The 19,212-nt window shown below is 32.8% G+C and carries 14 protein-coding genes; 6 read left to right on the top strand and 8 right to left on the bottom strand.

The window, feature by feature from the left end; translation table 11 throughout:
- Positions 1–24: 24 nt before the first annotated feature.
- Together NZ698_RS13260 and radA are read right to left on the bottom strand one after the other, a co-directional pair.
- Positions 25–1,563, bottom strand: a complete 1,539-nt coding sequence (locus tag NZ698_RS13260; protein WP_263003644.1) for a zinc-dependent metalloprotease — start codon at positions 1,561–1,563, stop codon at positions 25–27.
- A gap of 73 nt (positions 1,564–1,636) precedes the next feature.
- Positions 1,637–2,986: a DNA repair protein RadA gene (radA, locus tag NZ698_RS13255; protein ID WP_263003643.1), complete on the bottom strand. Its 1,350-nt coding sequence runs from the start codon at positions 2,984–2,986 to the stop codon at positions 1,637–1,639.
- 105 nt (positions 2,987–3,091) lie between these two features.
- Between radA and NZ698_RS13250 the strand changes: the two genes are divergently transcribed.
- Entirely contained in the window at positions 3,092–3,658 is a 567-nt protein-coding gene (locus tag NZ698_RS13250) for a YceI family protein (RefSeq protein WP_263003642.1), read from the top strand.
- Between the two features lie 84 nt (positions 3,659–3,742).
- Here NZ698_RS13250 and NZ698_RS13245 read toward each other — a convergent pair whose 3' ends face one another.
- Positions 3,743–4,180, bottom strand: a complete 438-nt coding sequence (locus NZ698_RS13245) for a hypothetical protein (RefSeq protein WP_263003640.1) — start codon at positions 4,178–4,180, stop codon at positions 3,743–3,745.
- Between the two features lie 94 nt (positions 4,181–4,274).
- On the opposite strand from NZ698_RS13245, the gene pyrG reads away from it, so the two are divergent.
- On the top strand, positions 4,275–5,888 hold the full coding sequence (pyrG, locus tag NZ698_RS13240; protein WP_263003639.1) for a CTP synthase: 1,614 nt from the start codon (positions 4,275–4,277) through the stop codon (positions 5,886–5,888).
- 58 nt (positions 5,889–5,946) lie between these two features.
- On the opposite strand, the gene NZ698_RS13235 is transcribed toward pyrG, so the two are convergent.
- The 3 genes from NZ698_RS13235 to NZ698_RS13225 all read right to left on the bottom strand — a co-directional run bounded on the left by NZ698_RS13235 (position 5,947) and on the right by NZ698_RS13225 (position 8,433).
- The gene (locus NZ698_RS13235) at positions 5,947–6,954 is read right to left on the bottom strand and encodes a dienelactone hydrolase family protein (RefSeq protein ID WP_263003638.1); all 1,008 of its coding nucleotides are present in this window, start codon (positions 6,952–6,954) and stop codon (positions 5,947–5,949) included.
- Positions 6,926–8,131, bottom strand: coding sequence for a radical SAM protein (locus NZ698_RS13230; RefSeq protein ID WP_263003637.1), 1,206 nt, complete (start codon positions 8,129–8,131; stop codon positions 6,926–6,928). The genes NZ698_RS13235 and NZ698_RS13230 overlap by 29 nt, the downstream gene beginning before the upstream one ends.
- A gap of 68 nt (positions 8,132–8,199) precedes the next feature.
- Positions 8,200–8,433, bottom strand: a complete 234-nt coding sequence (locus NZ698_RS13225) for a hypothetical protein (RefSeq protein WP_263003636.1) — start codon at positions 8,431–8,433, stop codon at positions 8,200–8,202.
- 339 nt (positions 8,434–8,772) lie between these two features.
- On the opposite strand from NZ698_RS13225, the gene yidC reads away from it, so the two are divergent.
- Positions 8,773–10,593: a membrane protein insertase YidC gene (yidC, locus tag NZ698_RS13220; RefSeq protein WP_263003635.1), complete on the top strand. Its 1,821-nt coding sequence runs from the start codon at positions 8,773–8,775 to the stop codon at positions 10,591–10,593.
- A gap of 108 nt (positions 10,594–10,701) precedes the next feature.
- On the opposite strand, the gene rnhB is transcribed toward yidC, so the two are convergent.
- Entirely contained in the window at positions 10,702–11,286 is a 585-nt protein-coding gene (rnhB, locus tag NZ698_RS13215) for a ribonuclease HII (protein WP_263003634.1), read from the bottom strand.
- 133 nt (positions 11,287–11,419) lie between these two features.
- Between rnhB and NZ698_RS13210 the strand changes: the two genes are divergently transcribed.
- From NZ698_RS13210 to argS, 3 genes are all read left to right on the top strand, one after another.
- On the top strand, positions 11,420–14,461 hold the full coding sequence (locus NZ698_RS13210; RefSeq protein WP_263003633.1) for a SusC/RagA family TonB-linked outer membrane protein: 3,042 nt from the start codon (positions 11,420–11,422) through the stop codon (positions 14,459–14,461).
- A gap of 12 nt (positions 14,462–14,473) precedes the next feature.
- Complete coding sequence (locus NZ698_RS13205) at positions 14,474–16,123, top strand: SusD/RagB family nutrient-binding outer membrane lipoprotein (RefSeq protein ID WP_263003632.1); 1,650 nt, start codon at positions 14,474–14,476, stop codon at positions 16,121–16,123.
- Between the two features lie 84 nt (positions 16,124–16,207).
- Positions 16,208–17,968, top strand: coding sequence for an arginine--tRNA ligase (argS, locus tag NZ698_RS13200; protein WP_263003631.1), 1,761 nt, complete (start codon positions 16,208–16,210; stop codon positions 17,966–17,968).
- 49 nt (positions 17,969–18,017) lie between these two features.
- Here argS and NZ698_RS13195 read toward each other — a convergent pair whose 3' ends face one another.
- Positions 18,018–18,944, bottom strand: coding sequence for a YihY/virulence factor BrkB family protein (locus tag NZ698_RS13195; RefSeq protein ID WP_263003630.1), 927 nt, complete (start codon positions 18,942–18,944; stop codon positions 18,018–18,020).
- Positions 18,945–19,212: the final 268 nt, after the last annotated feature.

Genomic DNA, 19,212 nt, shown 5'->3' with positions numbered 1-19,212 from the left:
CTTTGATGTTATTTTAATAAAAATTTATTTAATGATAAACTTTTTACTTCCTACGAAAGAATTCTTATCAGTATAAACATTCAGAAAATAATCTCCTGAAGGAAGCCCACGAAGATTGATGGTTTTTTTATCAGAGGTAAGAACAATTTGACCTAAAGTATTAATCACTTTAAAAGTGTATTGCTCATCATTTTTGATCCAGATATTGATCTCATCTTTTGTCGGATTTGGGAAGATTGTGAAATCTTTGATGTCTTTATAAAAACTTTCGGTTGTATTGAGCAAAACGGTTGGTGTAAACTGAGCTATAACACAAGCAAAACGTGCAAAACCAAAAGCTTCATTAGACGGATTTGGGTTTCCAATAGCAATTCCTGTCGGTTCAGAATTATAATTTACATTGGGGTTTGCCCATCTGTTAACTCTTGTGCAACCAATTCCTGCTGCAGCGCATTCATCATTATATGCCATTATTGTTCTCCAACGTTGAGAATTTGTACTTGAAGTTCCTAAAGTTACAGCAGTCTGATTGCTGTATCCGTGATGATGTTCGCAGGGAGCAGTTGACTGACTTACAAACCAATCATGATTAAGACCCATATTGTGACCCATTTCGTGAGCCAAAGTGTAGTTCGAAACTACACAACTGTAAATAGAAACCGTAAATGCCGAATTTGCAGAATAATTGGTAGGATTTGAATTTAAATAACCAAGTCCACACGTATTTGTAGGAGTTGAAGTAACAAGAGCACAGAGATCTGCACCGTAAGTTGATCGCAATGTATGTACTTCGTCCATTATACCATCGGTGCTGCTTCTGAAACTTGCAAGATCTGTACTTATATTTCCGGTTTCTGTATAAGAAATTTCACCTGCGTAAACCAAATTAATAGTTACGTTGGTAACTCCTGAATTTTGAAGTGAATTGTTGAAATTGGTAATGGCCGTCGCAATAAATGAGTTACTTTGAGCAATGCCTCCCCAAGCAATTCTTGCTGCATTGGTATAAACCACTAAAACATCAATCGTTGTTGCCGAACAAAAAGGAGTACTGCTTAAGCATACATTTGAATTTACTTTCTGACTGATTGCCGATTCATTTAAAATGTAATCATTTTTAGAATCCTGATTGGCAAGACCACCTTCATTGACTACAGAAACTGCAAAAACACCATTTCCGGTTTGATGAAAAATTATTTTCTCCCCATTATTTGAAGCGTACATTCCTGTAACGATGTTATCATATTGAGAAAAAACCAATTCAGATTTTGGCTCATTTTCTATGGTATAAGTAGATGATTCGCTTTTATTGCTGTAAGAAGATGATTTTGAAAACTTAGCTTTTATTTCCTTATTGTTGGGTAAAACTATCTGAAGATCAGATTTCAGATCAAAAGAAGGCTGTGAATAATATTTTGTCAAAATATAAGTGGAGCCAAGGTTTGTGCTTATTTTTTGCTGACTATTGAGATTGTTGTCGCTTATCTGATTCTGAAAAATCTTATTCTGAGCGAAGAGTAAACTTGTGCAGAGAATAAAAAGAACTGTAAATCTGTTTTTCACGTTTGATCTGGTTAAAGGTTATTCATACACAAATATATACAATTGGGCTCGAAATTTTAAGATTTTTTTAAGACTAAAATAATCGCTCGTGAAAATCCTCAACTTTACTTACTTCCTCAATTTTAATTCCGAATTTTTTCTTCGGAAGTTTATTTAAATTTGAAATAAAAATCTTTTCATAACCCAATTTTTCAGCTTCAGTAATACGCTGTTCAACCTGTGCAATAGGACGGATTTCTCCACTCAAACCGATTTCTCCTGCAAAACAGTAATGTTCTGAAATTGCTATGTCTTCATTTGAAGAAAGAATCGACGCTACAACCGCCAAATCCAAAGCCGGATCATCAGTTTTGATTCCGCCAGTAATATTTAAGAAAACATCTTTTGCGCCTAACTGAAAACCTGCTCTTTTTTCAAGCACAGCCAAAAGCATATTCAGTCTTTTTGAATCAAAACCTGTACAGCTTCTTTGTGGAGTTCCATAAACTGCTGTACTTACCAAAGCCTGAATTTCCAAAAGCATTGGTCGGTTTCCTTCTAGAGTTACTGCAACAGAATTTCCGGATAATTCTTCAAATTTTTTAGTGATTAAAATTTCTGACGGGTTTTTTATTTCTTTTAAACCTTGCGAAACCATTTCGTAAATTCCGATTTCTGCGGTTGATCCGAAACGGTTTTTGTTAGCTCTCAATAATCTGAAAAGATGATTTCTATCTCCGTCAAAATTTAGAACAACGTCGACCATATGCTCCAAAACTTTTGGTCCGGCAATTTGACCGTCTTTGGTAATGTGACCGACTAAAAATACAGGAACATTATATTCTTTGGCATATTTAATAATCTCATTGGAACATTCACGGATTTGCGAAACTGTTCCTGGTGAACTTTCGATCAGTTGCGACTGTAGGGTTTGAATAGAATCGATAATAACAAAATCCGGCTCAAGTTTTTTAGCTTCATGAAGAATTTTTTCTAAAGAAGTTTCCGTGTATAAAAAACAGTTCGGATTTTTTATATCTGCTAAACGATCGGCTCTCATTTTTATCTGAGAAGCACTTTCTTCCCCGGAAACATAGAAAACTTTTTTCTTCATCTTTAATGCAAGTTGAAGGAGTAAGGTTGACTTTCCGATTCCGGGCTCACCGCCGATTAAAGTAACCGAACCCAAAACAATTCCGCCTCCCAAAACACGGTTGAGTTCATCGGAAGGAGTTTTGATACGAGGTTCTTCGATTGCTTCAACTTCAATAATGTTGATGACGCTTTGTTTGGTTTTTGAAGGAGATAAACTTTTTTGCGGAGTTTTTTCTACAATTTCTTCTACCAAAGTATTCCATTCGCCACAGTTTTTACACTGTCCCATCCATTGTGAATACTGCGATCCGCAGTTTTGACAGAAATATGCTGTTCTCAGTTTTGCCATGCCGTAAAATTAAAAAAAATATGTGTCAATTTTTCAGAACTTATCATAGGTCAATGATTCTTAATGAAACTACAACTAAATTTGCATATATAAATAATTAACAAAATGAAAAAAATAATACTAAGTTTTGTATTCGCTTTTGTAAGCATGATCACTTTTGCACAATCTACTTGGACGGTAGATCCTATGCATTCATCTGTGAATTTCAATATCAAACATATGGGAATCAGTTTTGTGCAAGGTAGGTTTGATAAATTTGACGGAACGGTTTCTACTCCGGGAGCGAATTTAGATAATGCAAAATTTAACTTCACGGTACAAACTGAATCCATCAATACAGGAGTTGAGCCAAGAGACAAGCATTTGAAAAGCGCAGATTTCTTTGATGCTGCTCAATTTCCAACGATGAAGTTTGAAAGCACTTCTTTATTAAAAGGAAAAAACAGTGCTTATACTATAAAAGGCAAACTGACTATAAAAGACGTTACAAAAGAAGTAAGCATTCCGGTAACTTTCGGTGGGGTTACAAAAAACCAACAAGGAAAAGAAGTTGCAGGTTTGCAGGCAAAATTTACGGTTAACCGTTTAGATTACAATATTAAATATGATCCAACTGGAGCGGGTGTTGCAAAAGATGTTGAGGTTGTATTGTTTTTTGAATTAGTGAAATAATAATTTTCATATATATAATTTGGTTTAGTAAAGGTTTCTCAGTTTTGGGAAACCTTTTTTAATTTTTAACATTAAATCTTAATTTCAGTGTTCTAAATTATTTATGTAGAGTAAATCAAGGTAGGTTTTTTCTAAGCTTTTATATTCGCATTTCCAATCTGCTTTAGTTTTTTCAATTTTTTCAACCTTAAAATCTAAAATTTCAATTTCTTCGAGATTATCTACTGTGTTTCTATCTTCAATGTGGTCAAAATATTCTGCGTACCAAACATTTAAATACTTATTAGAAATCTCAATATATAATTGTTCGCCAATTAGACTTTTAAAAAGCAAATGGTAATTTAAAATATTTTCTTTAAAATAGATAAAAATACCTTCATAATAATCATGATCACGATCTGTAAAATAAATATTTAAGCTGTTGTTTCTCCAAATTGGTAGGTTGTCAAATTTTAGTAATAACCCGTTTGTAGGTAAAAGTTCAACCTTTTTCAGATAGACAAGTTTATTAAGGATTTCCATTATTGAAAATTTAATTACTAAAATACGCAATCAAATTCAGTTACAAAATTGCTTTGCTTTTGTTTTTCCCCTAACTTTGCACAAACCTAATCTAATGAGTAAAAAGAATACAAAGTACATCTTTGTGACAGGAGGTGTAACTTCATCTTTGGGAAAAGGAATCGTTTCTGCTTCTTTGGGACTATTGTTAAAATCACGCGGATTTAATGTAACGATCCAAAAACTTGATCCTTACATCAATATCGACCCGGGAACGCTGAACCCTTATGAACACGGAGAATGCTATGTAACCGAAGATGGTGCTGAAACGGATCTGGATTTAGGACATTACGAGCGTTATCTTGACTCTCCGACTTCTCAAAACAACAACGTTACCACAGGAAAAATCTACCAGACTGTAATCGAAAAAGAAAGAAAAGGAGACTTCCTTGGAAAAACGGTTCAGGTAATTCCTCACATTACCAACGAAATTAAACGAAGAATTAAAATTCTTTCTAAACAGAACTACGACATCATCATTACTGAGATTGGTGGAACTGTAGGAGATATTGAATCTTTACCTTACATCGAAACTGTACGTCAGTTGAAATGGGAATTGGGTGAGAAAAATTCTATGGTGATTCACCTGACTTTATTGCCATATTTGGCTTCGAGTGGAGAATTAAAAACAAAACCTTCGCAACATTCCGTTCGTCAGTTAATGGAAAGCGGAATTATGGCAGATGTTTTGGTTTGCAGAACGGAACATAAAATTCCGAAAGATCAGAGAGCAAAACTGGCTCAGTTCTGTAACGTTCCTTTAGATAATGTGATTGAGTGCAAAGATTTGGAAACAATCTATGAAGTTCCAATGTATCTTCAAAAACAGAACTTTGATGATGTGGTTCTTAAAGGATTGGATCTTAAAAGTGATAAAGAAGCTGATCTTAAAGACTGGAAAACTTTTGTGAAGAAATTCCAGAATCCAAAAAGAACAGTAGAAATCGCATTGGTTGGAAAATATATTTCTCTTCAGGATTCTTATATTTCAATTGCAGAAGCTTTCAAGCATGCAGGAGCAGATATTGAGACAGAAGTAAAAATCAGATGGGTTTACAGTGGTGATTTAACCAAAGAAAATATCAAAGAAAGTTTAGAAGGAGTTTGTGGTATCTTGGTTGCTCCAGGTTTTGGTGACAGAGGTATTGAAGGAAAAATTCTTACTGCTCAATATGCAAGAGAAAATAAAGTTCCAATGTTGGGAATTTGTTTGGGAATGCAGATCATGACCATAGAATTTGCTAGAAATGTTTTGGGTTATACCAAATCCAATTCAATGGAATTTGATACATCAACAGAACATCCTGTAATTTCTTTAATGGAAGAACAGAAAAATGTAGTTGATAAAGGAGGTACAATGCGTCTTGGAGCATGGAAATGTGCTGTGAAAAACGGCTCGAAATTACATGAAATCTACGGAAGCAAACATATTTCTGAAAGACACCGCCACCGTTACGAATTCAACAGTGATTACATTGAAGAATTTGAAGATAATGGTTTCCTTGCAACAGGTACAAACCCGGAAACAGGTTTGGTAGAGGCTTTAGAAATGCCGGATCACCCATTCTATGTTGGTGTACAATACCACCCGGAATACAAAAGTACGGTTGCAACACCACATCCGTTATTCAGAGCTTTCATAAAGGCTTGTGAAAAGGAAATAAAGTAATTAAAACCAAACATACGATATAAGATGTATTAAGCATCAGGTTTATTTTACCCGATGCTTAATTTTTTAACCATAATATTGTTTCTTCCAAGACTTTTTGCCATTGACTTTCATTTTCTTTTGTAATATTATTAGTTTTTTCAAAATTATGATTGAGAAGTGGGTAAACTTTAAAATTGAAATTTTCCTTATTTTCTTCAATTAATCTTAATCTCATAATATCATTAGTAAAACTAACTCCAATATCATTTGTTCCATAAGCAATTAAAGTTGGGATTTTTATTTTTTCAATCTCATTTATAATGCTTGGGAAAGTGAATGTTTTGTATGATTTTAATGATAAATCTTCGTAGGTGTCTTTAAATTTGTAATTGTTTTTTAACTCACTGAAAGACGTATATTCTTTTTCTATTTCATTTTGAAATGAACTGTCTTGTTTAGAAATTTCCTGATATCTTAATTGGTTGACGCTTTCTTCATATCGACCTAAAAGATTTACTGATAAGATTGCTATTTTTTTTATTTTCTTTTTCCGGATATTTGCAGCAACTCTCCCTCCTTGAGAATGTCCGATTACATAAATGTTTTTAATTCTTTTATCTTTGGAGTATTTTGTTATGAGAAAATTGACCTCATTTGATAAGTAGTCTAAGGTGTTTAATTTCATATAATTAGATAAAGTTTTTTCATCGTCAAACTGAAAATTATCATCTAAATCTTTGAAATGCGTATAAACAGGAATTTTTGGTTTAGAAATGATAACAAAAATATTCTCTTTTGATATTTCTTTTAAATTAAAAGGTAATAATAGAAATTTTCCGTTATCATCTTCTGAAATTAGTGGGGAAGGATAGGAACCCTGTAAAAAAAAGATTAAATCTTTTTTTTCTTTTACAAATGGCATAGTAACTTCTAAAAAATTAATAATATGGTTCTTAGTATTGTAACTTTTGTGAAGATAAATTAAAGAGTCAATTTCATATTTTTTTTCCAATTTTTGAGCATTCATATGGTTTATAAATACTAAAAATAAAATGCTAAAAACTTTCCAAGTACTTATTTTCATTATATGTTTTTTTATTATTCTCTATATCTTCTAATACTTCATCAACGTTTATGGGTTGCAAATTAAGATCTCTATCAGTTTCTTTTGCAATAATATTCTGAACATGGCAAACTAATTTGACAATATCCTGACAGTAAACAGATTCATTATTAAACCCGTTTTTATTACTATATCTATTAATCAAATATCCTCCTGCACAAATGTCTTCCAAAATGCAATCTTTACAAGTTTGTGACAAACGATGGTGTGCAAAATAATATAATTCTGCCAAAGGAATATTTTTTATAGAATCTAAAGCATCATTTTTTATATTGTAATCTGATTTTGTTATTCCTGATTTACAAACTCTCAAAGTGTCATTTGTTTCTATATCTCCATTTGTTTCAATAATCATAGTTCCTCCAAATCCTTTCCCCATAATGTCATTTCCATCAGGAATTGCAAGTATCAGTTTTATCAAGGTAGAGAATAAAGGAATTTCTGGCTTATCATTATCTTTATCAAAAAACCATAAATCAAACATTTCTGTGAGCCATTTACCGATTTTTCCTCTTGTATCATTTAAAAGAATAGTATCGTGGTTTTCATCTGGAAATAGTAGATTAGCATAGTTTACATTTAATGATCTCAAATGAGAGTAAGTATCTATAGGAGTATCTTCTACATTAATTACAGAAAGTATTCCGGCATTTCCAATTATTTCATTGCAAAGATCAATGCCGTTTTTTATCTCGTTATAAGATGATTTATTATTGTGATAAACTCGATATCTAGAATTAGTAGCTTCGGTAGTATCCATACTTATTCCAATACTAATGTCTAATTCGAATAATGCTTGGGTAAATTCTTTATCAAGTAATGTTCCATTTGTTTGCATGACAAAGTTGATAGTTTTTCCTGTAGCAAAAAAAAATTCTTCGTAAGTTCTTATGAAATCCTTATAATATTCTATTCCTGCTAATAAGGGTTCTCCACCATGAAAAACAATTGTGTAAAGATTGATATTGTATTTATTCATATAATCCAATATTCTTTTAAGTAAAATATGGTTTAGCTCAATTGAGAAAATTTTGGGTTTATTTTTATATGTTTCATCGCCCTTATTGTATACATAACAATATGAGCAGTTTAGATTACATCTACTTGCAACTTTAAGAACAATTGTGTTTATTTTCATTTAAATAATATAAAAGCGTTCATTTTCTGAACGCTTAATTGAATTTTAATAATTGACTAAGATTAGCTCTATTTAGGAGCTCTTAGTTTTGCATAAGTTGTTTTTCTATTGTAAGAAGTACTTTCAGCGTAGTTCTTATACATAGAACTTTCATCTGAAAAGTCATCTTCATATTGATCGTCAGATTGTAATAAGCCTCCATTGATTGTAATCATCTGATTATTAGATAAAACTTTTAATGCGTTCTCAATAGCTTGAGAGTTTCCTTTAGTTGCGAAATAATTTGCTTTGTTCTTTTTCATAAAAAAAATTAAGATTAGAAGGCAAATATATGTTTATAATTCTAATTAAAGAGATAAATAAAAGTGAGGTAATTGGCTCGTTGTCTTGATTTTGAGATGGTTTATTTGAGTAATAAATTATAATTTAGAATATCTTACACGTATTGATTTATTATTTTATTTTTAACAATTAGTGAAAGTTAAATATAGAATGATTCTAAGTAAAATCTCATTTGACACGTCAAATAATTTGAGAGATGTAAAAGGCAAAGTTTTGATAAAAAAACAGTATTTTTGTCCACTCAAAAAGCATGGCATTGCTATGTTTGTTTAAATTTAGAAAATTTTAATTAAAATAAAATGCAACAGAACAACGGACTCGATAAAAGCCAGATTATTAGTTTTGCAGTTTTATGTTTGGTACTCTTCGGATTTATGTTTTATTTCCAGAATAAACAGCAGAAGGAAGAAGCCATAACAGCTCAAAAACAGAAAACTGAACAGGCGAAAAACCCTGTAAAACCAACTCCGGCAGCCAATATCAATCCCAATGTAACTCCGAATTCAATTCAGACCGCAAATCTTGCTAACAACCAATTGAAACTTGAGTTTTCAAGTTTAGGAGGGCAGGTTTCAAAAGTGGAGCTTTTAAAATACAAAGCTTATGATCATAAAACCGATAAGGCAGATCTTCCTCTTAATCTGATCACTAAAAATAATTCAAACTATGGTTTTCAGTTTAAAGATAAAACAGGGAAAACAATCAATACGAAAGATTTGGTTTTCTCTCCCGTTGTGAACGGAAACATAGCTACTTTAACTGCCAATTTTAACGGAGCAGCAATTCAGTTTATTTACACTTTAAATAACAATCCAAGAGCAGAACTGAAAGATCAGTATACTTTAGATTTTAAAGTAAAAACTCAAGGTTTAGCAAAAATCACCTCAGATACCAAAGCAGATTTTATTTGGGATTACCAAGTTCGGAATCTTGAAAAAGGTAGAGCCCAAGAGCAGTCTCACTCTGAGTTTTCTTATGCTTTTGATAATTACGACAAGTACGAGTATGATGGTAGAACTACAATGGATGAGCCAGAAGAAACGATTAACTGGATTGGTGTAAAACAACAGTTCTTTGCTTCTGTCATTGAGTCTAAAACAGGTTTTACTCAAAGTAAAGGAAATCAGGAAGCTTTTGAAGAAGGGGAATATTTGAAAAAACTGAATTACGAAGGTTTTGTTCAAATGCAAGGAAGTGAATTGAATCAAGACTTTACCTGGTATTTTATGCCTTTGGATTTACCGTTACTAAAAACTTATGATAAAAACTTTGACGAGATTTTACCATTGGGTTGGTCGTTTATCGGAGGGATGAACCGTTATTTCTTCATGCCAATGTACAATCTTATTGCATCATGGGGAATTACAGCGGGTTGGGTGATTTTCTTAATGACAATTATCGTTAAATTGATTTTATCGCCAATTATGTACAAGCAACATAAGTTGAGTGCGATGATGAAAGTTATACGTCCGGAGATTGATGAAGCAACTGCAAAGTTCAAGGACGCAGATCCGATGAAAAAGCAACAGGCAACAATGGAAATCTACCGAAAAGCAGGAGTAAATCAGATGGCGGGATGTTTACCGGCATTAGTTCAGATTCCTATTTTCTATGCATTGTTCAGATTCTTCCCGAACTTTATTGATTTGAGAGGACAAGGATTTTGGTTTGCAAAAGATCTTACTGCTTATGATGATTTAATTAAATTGCCATTTAAAGTTCCTTTCTTAGGAGATCATTTAAGTGTATTTGCGATTGCTTGTACGATTGTAATCTTAATCTATACCGTAATGACTTCAGGAAATATGCAGCAGCCTCAACAAGAAGGAATGCCGAATATGAAGGTATTGATGTATATTTTCCCAATCACTTTCTTATTCTTCCTGAATACTTCAGCGTCAGGTTTATCTTGGTATTATTTTGTTTCGAATGCGATTAATATTTTAATCATTTTAGTCATAAAATATGTGATTTTAGATGAAAAGAAAATTCATGCACAGATTCAGGCTAACAAAGAGAAGCCAAAAACAGAAGGTAAGTTCCAAAAACGAATGAGAGAGATGATGGAGAAAGCTCAGGAACAACAAAAAACGCAGGAGCCAAGAGGTAAAAAGAAGTAAAAATATCTGATAACGAAAAAGAGAAGCAAATTATTGCTTCTCTTTTTTATGGTAATGTGGTCAAAAATAGTTGGTGTTTTAAATTTTATAATTCACACCTTAGTTTAATTAATCATATTTTAATCTGAAAGATTGTCTGTGATATTTTGTTGAACCGTGCTTTATCAGGGCTTTCTGGTGTTTTTTTGTTGCGTAACCGAAGTTGGTGTTCCATCCATATTCAGGATGTTCTTCATGCAACTCAATCATTAATCTGTCTCTGTAATTTTTAGCTAAAATCGAAGCTGCTGCAATCGATAAAATCTTAGAATCACCTTTAATAATACATTGATGTGGAATGTAATTATAAGGATGAAATTTATTTCCGTCAACTAAAATTAGTTCTGGGCGTATTGTCAATTTATCTAAAGCCTGATGCATTGCATGAATACTGGCATTCAGTATATTATGTTGATCAATAAATGTGGGAGGTAATTCGGCAATCGCATAACTTTTTACATTTTCTTTAATATAAAAATCAAGCTCCAATCTCGTTTTAAAATTTAATTTTTTTGAATCATTTACTAAGTTCTGTTCAAAATTTTCATCAAGAATGACTGCAGCTGCTACAACCGGTCCACTTAGGCATCCTCTTCCCACCTCGTCGCAACCAGCTTCAATATAAAAATTCGACCATTTTTTTAATAATTCCATAAAAATTAGCATGTTTAAAGTGTCAAAATTATAAAAAATAAAATTATTCTAAATCTAAAAATAATATATTTTTTTAACAGTTTTTTAAGGAAATTTTTCACAACTTTGCTCACACAAAATTAATGTATAAATTATGAAGAAATTGACAACGGGTGTTTTAACTTTAGTATTATCTTCATCCTTAGTAGTCGTAAATGCTCAGGAGACGAAAAAAGATACAGTTAGAACACAGAATATTGAAGAAGTAGTTGTTACTGGTGCTCTTGGTATAAAAAAGAAGCAAGATGCAGTAATTGGTAGTAATGCAGTTATTAAAACAGATGAGCTTAAAAAAGCGGGAAATCCAAATGCTGTACTAGCATTAACTGGAAAGGTTTCTGGATTACAGATTAATGTTCCTAACAGTAGCGTAAACTCTCAGGCAACTATTAATCTTCGTGGTCAGAGATCAATTACAGGTGACAATGGCGCGCTTGTTGTAATTGATGGGGCTATTTCAACTGTTGCAATTTTCCAGCAATTGCCACCTGAAGTTATAGAAAGTGTGAATATTATCAAAGGACAACAAGGTGCTGCATTATATGGTTCCCAAGGTAGTAATGGAGCGATTATTGTAACAACAAAAAAAGGAAGTAATTCAGAAAAGATTACATTTACATTAAGTTCTAATATAGATTTTTCATCAATTTATAAGCTACCTAAAGTTCAACAAAGATATGGACAGGGATGGGTAGGTGAACCTGATTTTGATCCTACAGATTATAATGGTACCAATTTTGTTCCTTACGAGAATGGTAGCTGGGGTCCGGAGTATTCTAATCCTGCTATAGCGGGTCAAATTTTACCAATTGGTTTACCTCAGGCTGATGGTAGTTTTATAACTGGCGCTTATGCTCCTATAAAAGATAATTTCAAAAAGTTCTTTAAGACAGGTGTTTTGTACCAAAATGGTATATCGATGAATGTTGGAGGTAGAGATTCTTATGCATTTTTATCACTGAATAGAGTACAGAATGATTTCGTAGTAGATCAGGATCAATTGAAAAGAAATAATATTCTCTTTAAAGCAGGAAAAAAGCTGGGCGATTTTAGGATTGATGGTGTTTTTAATTTAATAGATCAGCGTACTTCTGAAACTGATCCTAACCTTTATAATGAATTATTGAATACACCTACAAACGTAGATGTTACTAAATTTTCTCATTCTGGAGCAATGGGTGCTTGGACGGTATATGGTCATAATGCTAACCCATATTGGCAAATAGAAAATGTAAGATATGATAATAAATCTACAACTTTTGTAGGTAATTTAAAAGCTGAATATGAAATTAATAAAAACATAAGTGTTTCTTATTTAGCAAATATGCGTACTCTTTCTACTTTGGGAGAAAGCCATAACAATGGTTTTTTATATTCTCAAAATAAATGGGCAAATTCAGGAACATTTTTGGATGGTTTAAATCCAACTGATTTTGGTACTGAAGACATAATATCTAATTATTATAAGAGTATAGGTAAAACGTTTGATTATTATGGTGATTTATTAGTTAATTTTAATTATGATTTAACGAATGATATCAATATGAAGTTAAACGTTGGTTTTAATAATACTGATGTTAGCACTTCAGTTGTTACACAAGGTGGTAGTAATTTGCAAATACCAGGTTTCTATCATATTAATAATGTTCAGAATCTTGATACAACCAGTAATTTGGCAAATACACAGTCTAGAAGAAGAACTGTAGCAGGTTTAGCAAACTTAGATTTATCTTATAAAGATTATTTATATGTAAACTCTACATTTAGATACGAAGGAAATTCTGCGACAGCGACTAGACCTACTGGTACTGATGAGTTCAGAACTAAATCTCTTCCTTATTATTCTGTTGGAGCGTCATTTGTACCTACAAAAGCATTTGATGTTTTAAAAAATAATGATGTACTAAATTATGCTAAGATCTCCGTTGGATATACAAAAGTAGGAAGTGCTGCTGCGATTCCAACATATGGAACCGATGAAGTTACAGGTTTAATACCTGCAGGTTTCCCTTTTAACGTATCCTCATTTGCAATAAATAGAAATCCTACAGATCCAGATATTAAACCTGAATTTACTTATTCTAAAGAAGCATCTATACAGTTAGGATTCTTTAAAGATAGAATTTCGTTAGGGGCTGCTGTTTATGATTTAAAGGTAACTGATCTTATTACAAGAAAAACTACTTCTTCTGCTGCTGGTATTTCTACTTTTTTGGGAAATGTTGGAGATATGACTAATAAAGGACAAGAATTCGATCTAGAAATAGTGCCTTTCAGATCTAAAGATTTTGAATGGAAACTAAGTAGTTCTTATTCATCTTATAAATCTAAAGTTACAGCACTTGATGGTGGTGTAGATAGAGTTTCGTTGTTAGCTTATGCTCCTTATGGTGTATATGCTAAAGTTGGTGAGGATTTCCCTTTAATTATGGGGACTACATATCAAAGAGATGACCAAGGTAGAGTGATTGTAGGCGCTAACGGTATTCCTTTAGTAAATTCTGATTTGCAAGTTCTTGGTAAAGTAAATCCTGATTATATTTTAGGTTTTAGTACATCGTTCAGATACAAAGGTTTTACACTTTCTGGTACCGCAGATTATCGTACAGGAAATAGTTTTGTAGCTACGGTTAAGAATGGTATGTCGCAAAATGGTCAGTTAGAAGAATCTGCCAATTTCGATAGATCTCAAGGTTATATCGTGCCTAACTCTGTACAATTAGTTGGTGGAGCTTATGTTACAAATACTACTCCAGTTAATGGTGTAGCAAATTATTCAAGTGTTGTTAATTATTTTGGGGCAAGTTATCCTGCAGTAGGTGAAAACTATATAGTAGATGGTACCGCTCTTAAAATAAGGGAGATTGCCTTAAGCTATACTCTTCCGAAATCTTTATTACAAAATACTTTTGTAAATAGTATGTCTTTTGGTATTTATGCAAGAAATCCTTTTGTTTGGTATGCAGATTCTAATGCAAACTATGCAGATCCTGAAACTACAAGTAATTCTGGTGCTATTAATAAACAACCAGGTCAAGCCTTGGGTACAGGTGGTCCAAATGCTAATGGTATAGCCCAAACTGGGCAGTACCCTACTACTAGAACTTACGGCTTTAGTTTTAGTGCAACCTTTTAAAATTTAAAAATTATGAATAAAATTAAAAGTACAATACTTATATTATCTCTTTCTTTGGGAGTGGTATCTTGTAATGATTATTTAGATATAAACGAAAATCCAAATTCTGCACATATTGAAAATGTTGCACCTAAACTTATTTTCCCGGGTGCTGCCGTTTCTATTCATGCAGTACAAACTGCCGGTGCAGGCTCTATGATGGAACTTGGTGGCACAATGATGAATAGCTGGGCTCTTAATAGCTATTCTTTTACTAGTGGATTTTTTGGAAGAGAATTTACTCTTAATACAGTAGATGGTTCTTTCTATTCAGGTATTTGGTCTACTATATACCTGCAATGTGCGAATTTTAAGCTGATAGAAGATTATAATAATTCAGATCATGCACAAGATAATTATGTTGCTATGGCTAAAATTATGAAGGCTTTTTATATGCAATATATTGTAGATCTTTATGGAGATTCTCCTTATTCTGAAGCTTTCATGAGAGGTTTTAATACTACTCCTAAATATGATGATGATAAGAATATTTATAAAGCTCTAATTTCAGATTTAGATGCTTCAATTGCTCTAATTAATAGTGCTAATTCTAATGCAATTGCACCAGGTGGAGAAGATGTAGTTTTCACTGGTGATATGAATAAGTGGAAAAATTTTGCAAGAACAATCAAATTAAGAATGCTATTAAGAATGTCTAATGTTACTGGTGAGATGGCAACATACAGAGATTCTAAATTGGCAGATTTTAATGGTACTCCTGTTACAGATTTTAATATCGTTAATGTAGTAGTTAATCCTGGTTATAGCAATGCTAATGATGATAAAATGAATCCATTTGTTGCTTCGTACAGAGCAAATTCTGCTGGCTCTACTGCCGCAAGGTACAACTGGATAACAGCATCTGAACATATGGCAATAGCTTTAAATGGTAATAGAGTAGGTAGTGTAACTTCATATTCATCTCTTCCAAGTGATGCTAAATTTAATGGTATTGTAGATCCTAGAAGTTCTAGATTATTTAGTTCAGTAACTTACCAAGGAGTAGCTCAGGTTAAGGGTACAAGACAAGGAGCTTTGCCAGGAGAGCCTGGTGCTCCATTAGATTTGACTACTGTTTCTAAATTTGCTAATGCTACTTTTGCTGGTAGTTTGCCTGGTTCGACAATAGCTCAAACTATTTCATCTTCTAATACTAGAGGTGGTATGATAATGTCTTTAGCAGAGACCAAGTTTTTACTTGCTGAAGCGGCTCTAAGGTATCCAGCAATTTTTGGAGGAGATGTACAAGCAAATAGTTATTTCAATGATGCTATAGATGCCTCTGCGTCATGGCTTGGTGCAACAATAGGTACTTATAAAACAACTATTGCAACTAGAACTGGTTTAGGATGGACAGGCTCATTTAATAACAAATTAGAAGCTATTATGACTCAAAAGTGGATTGGGTTAACCAATGTATCTCCTGTAGAGTCTTATATAGACTATTTAAGAACAGGGTATCCTTTTACTCCTATGGCGGTTACTGCAGCTGTTGCTAATAAACCATATCGTTTAATGTATCCTTCAACTGAAACTGCAGCAAACTCTGCTAATGTACCTAATATTACCAGCCAACAGTTGTTTGTTAAAAACCAATACACTCCATTCTGGAATCAAAATTAATCTATTCAGCTTAGATTAATTATATTACAAACCGCCTTCGGGCGGTTTTTTTATTTCCGTATATTTGTATTTCAAATTAGAATAATGAATATTAAAAATATCATAGAACAAAAACTGGCAGAGGTTATCCTTAATGTCTACCAGCTTAAAGATATACAACTCGAAATTCAGGAGAATAAGACTGAGTTTGAAGGTGATTTTACGATCGTTACTTTTCCTTTAGTGAAACAGTTGAAAAAAAATCCTGAAAGTATTGGAGTTGAAATGGGTGAGGCTTTGACAGAACAAACCGAATTGCTTGAAAGTTTCAAAGTAATTAAAGGTTTTTTAAATGTAAAAGTTAAAAATCAGTTTTTTGTTGATCAGTTTAAAACTGTTGCAGACCAGTTTTCAAATATCGAAAAGAAAAACGAAACGGTTATGGTTGAGTATTCTTCACCCAATACCAATAAACCACTCCATTTAGGACACGTAAGAAACAATTTGTTAGGTTTTTCTGTGGCTCAGATTCTTGAGGAAGCCGGTTATGATGTGATCAAAAGTCAGATTATCAACGACAGAGGAATTCATATTTGTAAGTCAATGTTGGCTTGGGAGAAATTTGGTCAAGGTGAAACTCCGGAAACGGATCATGTGAAAGGTGATAAGTTTGTCGGAAATTATTATGTCAAATTTGATCAGGAATATAAAAGAGAAATTGGCGAGTTAATTGAGCAGGGACTTTCAGAAGATCAGGCTAAAAAAGATGCTCCTTTGATGAAAGAAGCTCAACAAATGCTTCTTGATTGGGAAAATGGTGACGAAAAAGTAAGAAGTCTTTGGAACGAAATGAACTCATGGGTTTACGAAGGTTTCGGTGAAACTTACAAAAGATTGGGGGTGAATTTCGATCAGGTTCAGTATGAAAGCAATACTTATATTTTAGGAAAAGATCTTATTCAGGAAGGTTTGGAAAAGGGCGTTTTGTATCAGAAAGAGGACGGTTCTGTATGGTGTGATTTGACGGATGAAGGTTTAGATCAGAAACTTTTGCTTCGTTCAGACGGAACTTCTGTCTATATGACTCAGGATTTGGGAACGGCTGTACAGCGTTTTAAAGAAAATAATCTTCAGAAACTAATTTACACCGTAGGAAACGAACAGGATTATCACTTCCAGGTATTATTTAAAATTTTAAAGAAACTGGGTTATGAATGGGCAGATCATTTATTCCATTTGTCATATGGAATGGTGGAACTTCCGAATGGAAAAATGAAATCTCGTGAAGGAACTGTTGTAGACGCAGATGAATTGATGCAGGAAATGTATGTAGAAGCAAAAATAAAAGCAACAGAGCAAGGAAGATTAGAAGGTCTTTCAGAGGAAGTAAAAGAAGTATCTTATGAAATTATTGGTCAGGCTGCATTGAAATATTTTATGCTGAAAGTTGATCCGAAGAAAAAAATGCTTTTCAATCCAGAAGAAAGTATCGATTTTAATGGAAATACAGGACCGTTTATTTTATATACCTATGCTCGTATTCAGTCATTATTGAGTAAAGCAAATTACTCAAATAGAGAAATTGCTAAAGTTGAATTAAATGAATATGAAAAGGAAGTAATTATGCAATTGGCAAATTATAAATCTGTTGTTGAAAAATCTGCAGAGAGTTTAAGTCCCGCTTTGGTTGCAAACTATCTCTATGATTTGGTTAAGTCTTACAATTCTTTCTATCAAAACAACCCGATTTTGATTCAGGAAGACGAGAATATTAAGCAATATCGTTTAAATTTATCTGATTTGACTGCGAAGACTATCCAAAAGTCATTACGATTATTGGGAATTGAAACCGTAAACAGAATGTAAAAATTAAAGCCTCTTGAAAAATTTTCAGGAGGCTTTTTTTATAGTAAATTTAAGTGGTGGCATCTTTTTGCTGACTGTCTCTATACAATTTTGCACTGCTCCATTTGGCATGTTTTGAAGGGATAATCTTATATCCTTTTTTCAGGGTATATACTTTCGTAAATTCAGCTCCAAAAAAGACCAGCATACACGAATAGTTGATCCACATCATTATTAAAATCACCGTTCCTGCTGTTCCAAATGCTGAAGTAGGTTTAAATTGCCCAAAGTAAAGACTTAGTAAAAATTTACCTAACGTAAATAATGCTGCCGTCGACAATGCGCCTTTCCAAACTGATTTCCAACTGATTTCTACATCGGGAAGTACTTTAAACATTAAGGCAAAAAGCACAACAACAATTCCGAAACCGATGGCGAAATTGATAAGTTCTACAATGATATAAGTTTCCAAACCAAAATATCTGGTAATGAAATCATTAAATAAACCAATCAAGGAAGATAAAACCATCGTGATCATTAATAAGAATCCTAAAATCAGGATCATTCCTAAAGAATTGGCTCTGTCTAAAAGAAATTTAACCAAAGCTTTTTTGGGTGCAGCTTCCACATCCCAGAGATTATTCAAAGATTTCTGCAATTGGAAAAATAGAGTGGTGGAACCATATACTAATGAACCGATACCTACGATTTTCATGAAAATATTTTCTTTGTCAATCAACGCTCCGGCAATCATATCCTGAATGCTTTTTGCAACATCCTGTCCCATCAATCCGCTTATTTGCGAACTGATTTGTCCACGAATTGCTTCTTCACCAAACACATATCCTGCAATCCAGATAATTATAATCAGCAAACCCGGAATCGAGAAAATTGCATAGTACGCTAAACTCGCCGAGTCGTTGGATGCAGAAGAATTATTCCATTCTGTGTAGGTTTCTTTGACGGTTTCCCAGAAAAATTTTAGTTCTTTTAGCATAAATTCGAATTTAATAGATGTGATTTGATTGTGATTAATATTTTCTTCAATGTGAGATTAAGAAATAAAATTGTTAAACGATTTAACGCAAAGATTATTCCTTAAATGGAATATTGTGAATCTAAAGAAAAATAAATTTGCTTATGAAAGATTAAACAGCCGCTTTATAGATTTTGGCTAAAGCCAATCCGATTATTTAAATAAAAAAAACGGACTAAAGCCCGTTCCCATTGATGTGTAAATCTTTAATATTGTTAAAAGTAAGGCA

The organism is Chryseobacterium edaphi, from assembly GCF_025628985.1.
Classification (GTDB): Bacteria; Bacteroidota; Bacteroidia; order Flavobacteriales; family Weeksellaceae; genus Chryseobacterium; species Chryseobacterium edaphi.
The sequence above is the reverse complement of the archived record's forward strand: the minus strand, read 5'-3'. Positions and strand labels throughout refer to the sequence as shown.

What these genes read in the sequence shown, in the direction of transcription:
- radA (WP_263003643.1), bottom strand. Translation starts at nt 2,986, where the DNA reads ATGGCAAAACTGAGAACAGCATATTTCTGTCAAAACTGCGGATCGCAG.
- NZ698_RS13250 (WP_263003642.1), top strand. Translation starts at nt 3,092, where the DNA reads ATGAAAAAAATAATACTAAGTTTTGTATTCGCTTTTGTAAGCATGATC.
- NZ698_RS13245 (WP_263003640.1), bottom strand. Translation starts at nt 4,180, where the DNA reads ATGGAAATCCTTAATAAACTTGTCTATCTGAAAAAGGTTGAACTTTTA.
- pyrG (WP_263003639.1), top strand. Translation starts at nt 4,275, where the DNA reads ATGAGTAAAAAGAATACAAAGTACATCTTTGTGACAGGAGGTGTAACT.
- NZ698_RS13235 (WP_263003638.1), bottom strand. Translation starts at nt 6,954, where the DNA reads ATGAAAATAAGTACTTGGAAAGTTTTTAGCATTTTATTTTTAGTATTT.
- NZ698_RS13230 (WP_263003637.1), bottom strand. Translation starts at nt 8,131, where the DNA reads ATGAAAATAAACACAATTGTTCTTAAAGTTGCAAGTAGATGTAATCTA.
- NZ698_RS13225 (WP_263003636.1), bottom strand. Translation starts at nt 8,433, where the DNA reads ATGAAAAAGAACAAAGCAAATTATTTCGCAACTAAAGGAAACTCTCAA.
- yidC (WP_263003635.1), top strand. Translation starts at nt 8,773, where the DNA reads ATGCAACAGAACAACGGACTCGATAAAAGCCAGATTATTAGTTTTGCA.
- rnhB (WP_263003634.1), bottom strand. Translation starts at nt 11,286, where the DNA reads ATGGAATTATTAAAAAAATGGTCGAATTTTTATATTGAAGCTGGTTGC.
- NZ698_RS13210 (WP_263003633.1), top strand. Translation starts at nt 11,420, where the DNA reads ATGAAGAAATTGACAACGGGTGTTTTAACTTTAGTATTATCTTCATCC.
- NZ698_RS13205 (WP_263003632.1), top strand. Translation starts at nt 14,474, where the DNA reads ATGAATAAAATTAAAAGTACAATACTTATATTATCTCTTTCTTTGGGA.
- argS (WP_263003631.1), top strand. Translation starts at nt 16,208, where the DNA reads ATGAATATTAAAAATATCATAGAACAAAAACTGGCAGAGGTTATCCTT.
- NZ698_RS13195 (WP_263003630.1), bottom strand. Translation starts at nt 18,944, where the DNA reads ATGCTAAAAGAACTAAAATTTTTCTGGGAAACCGTCAAAGAAACCTAC.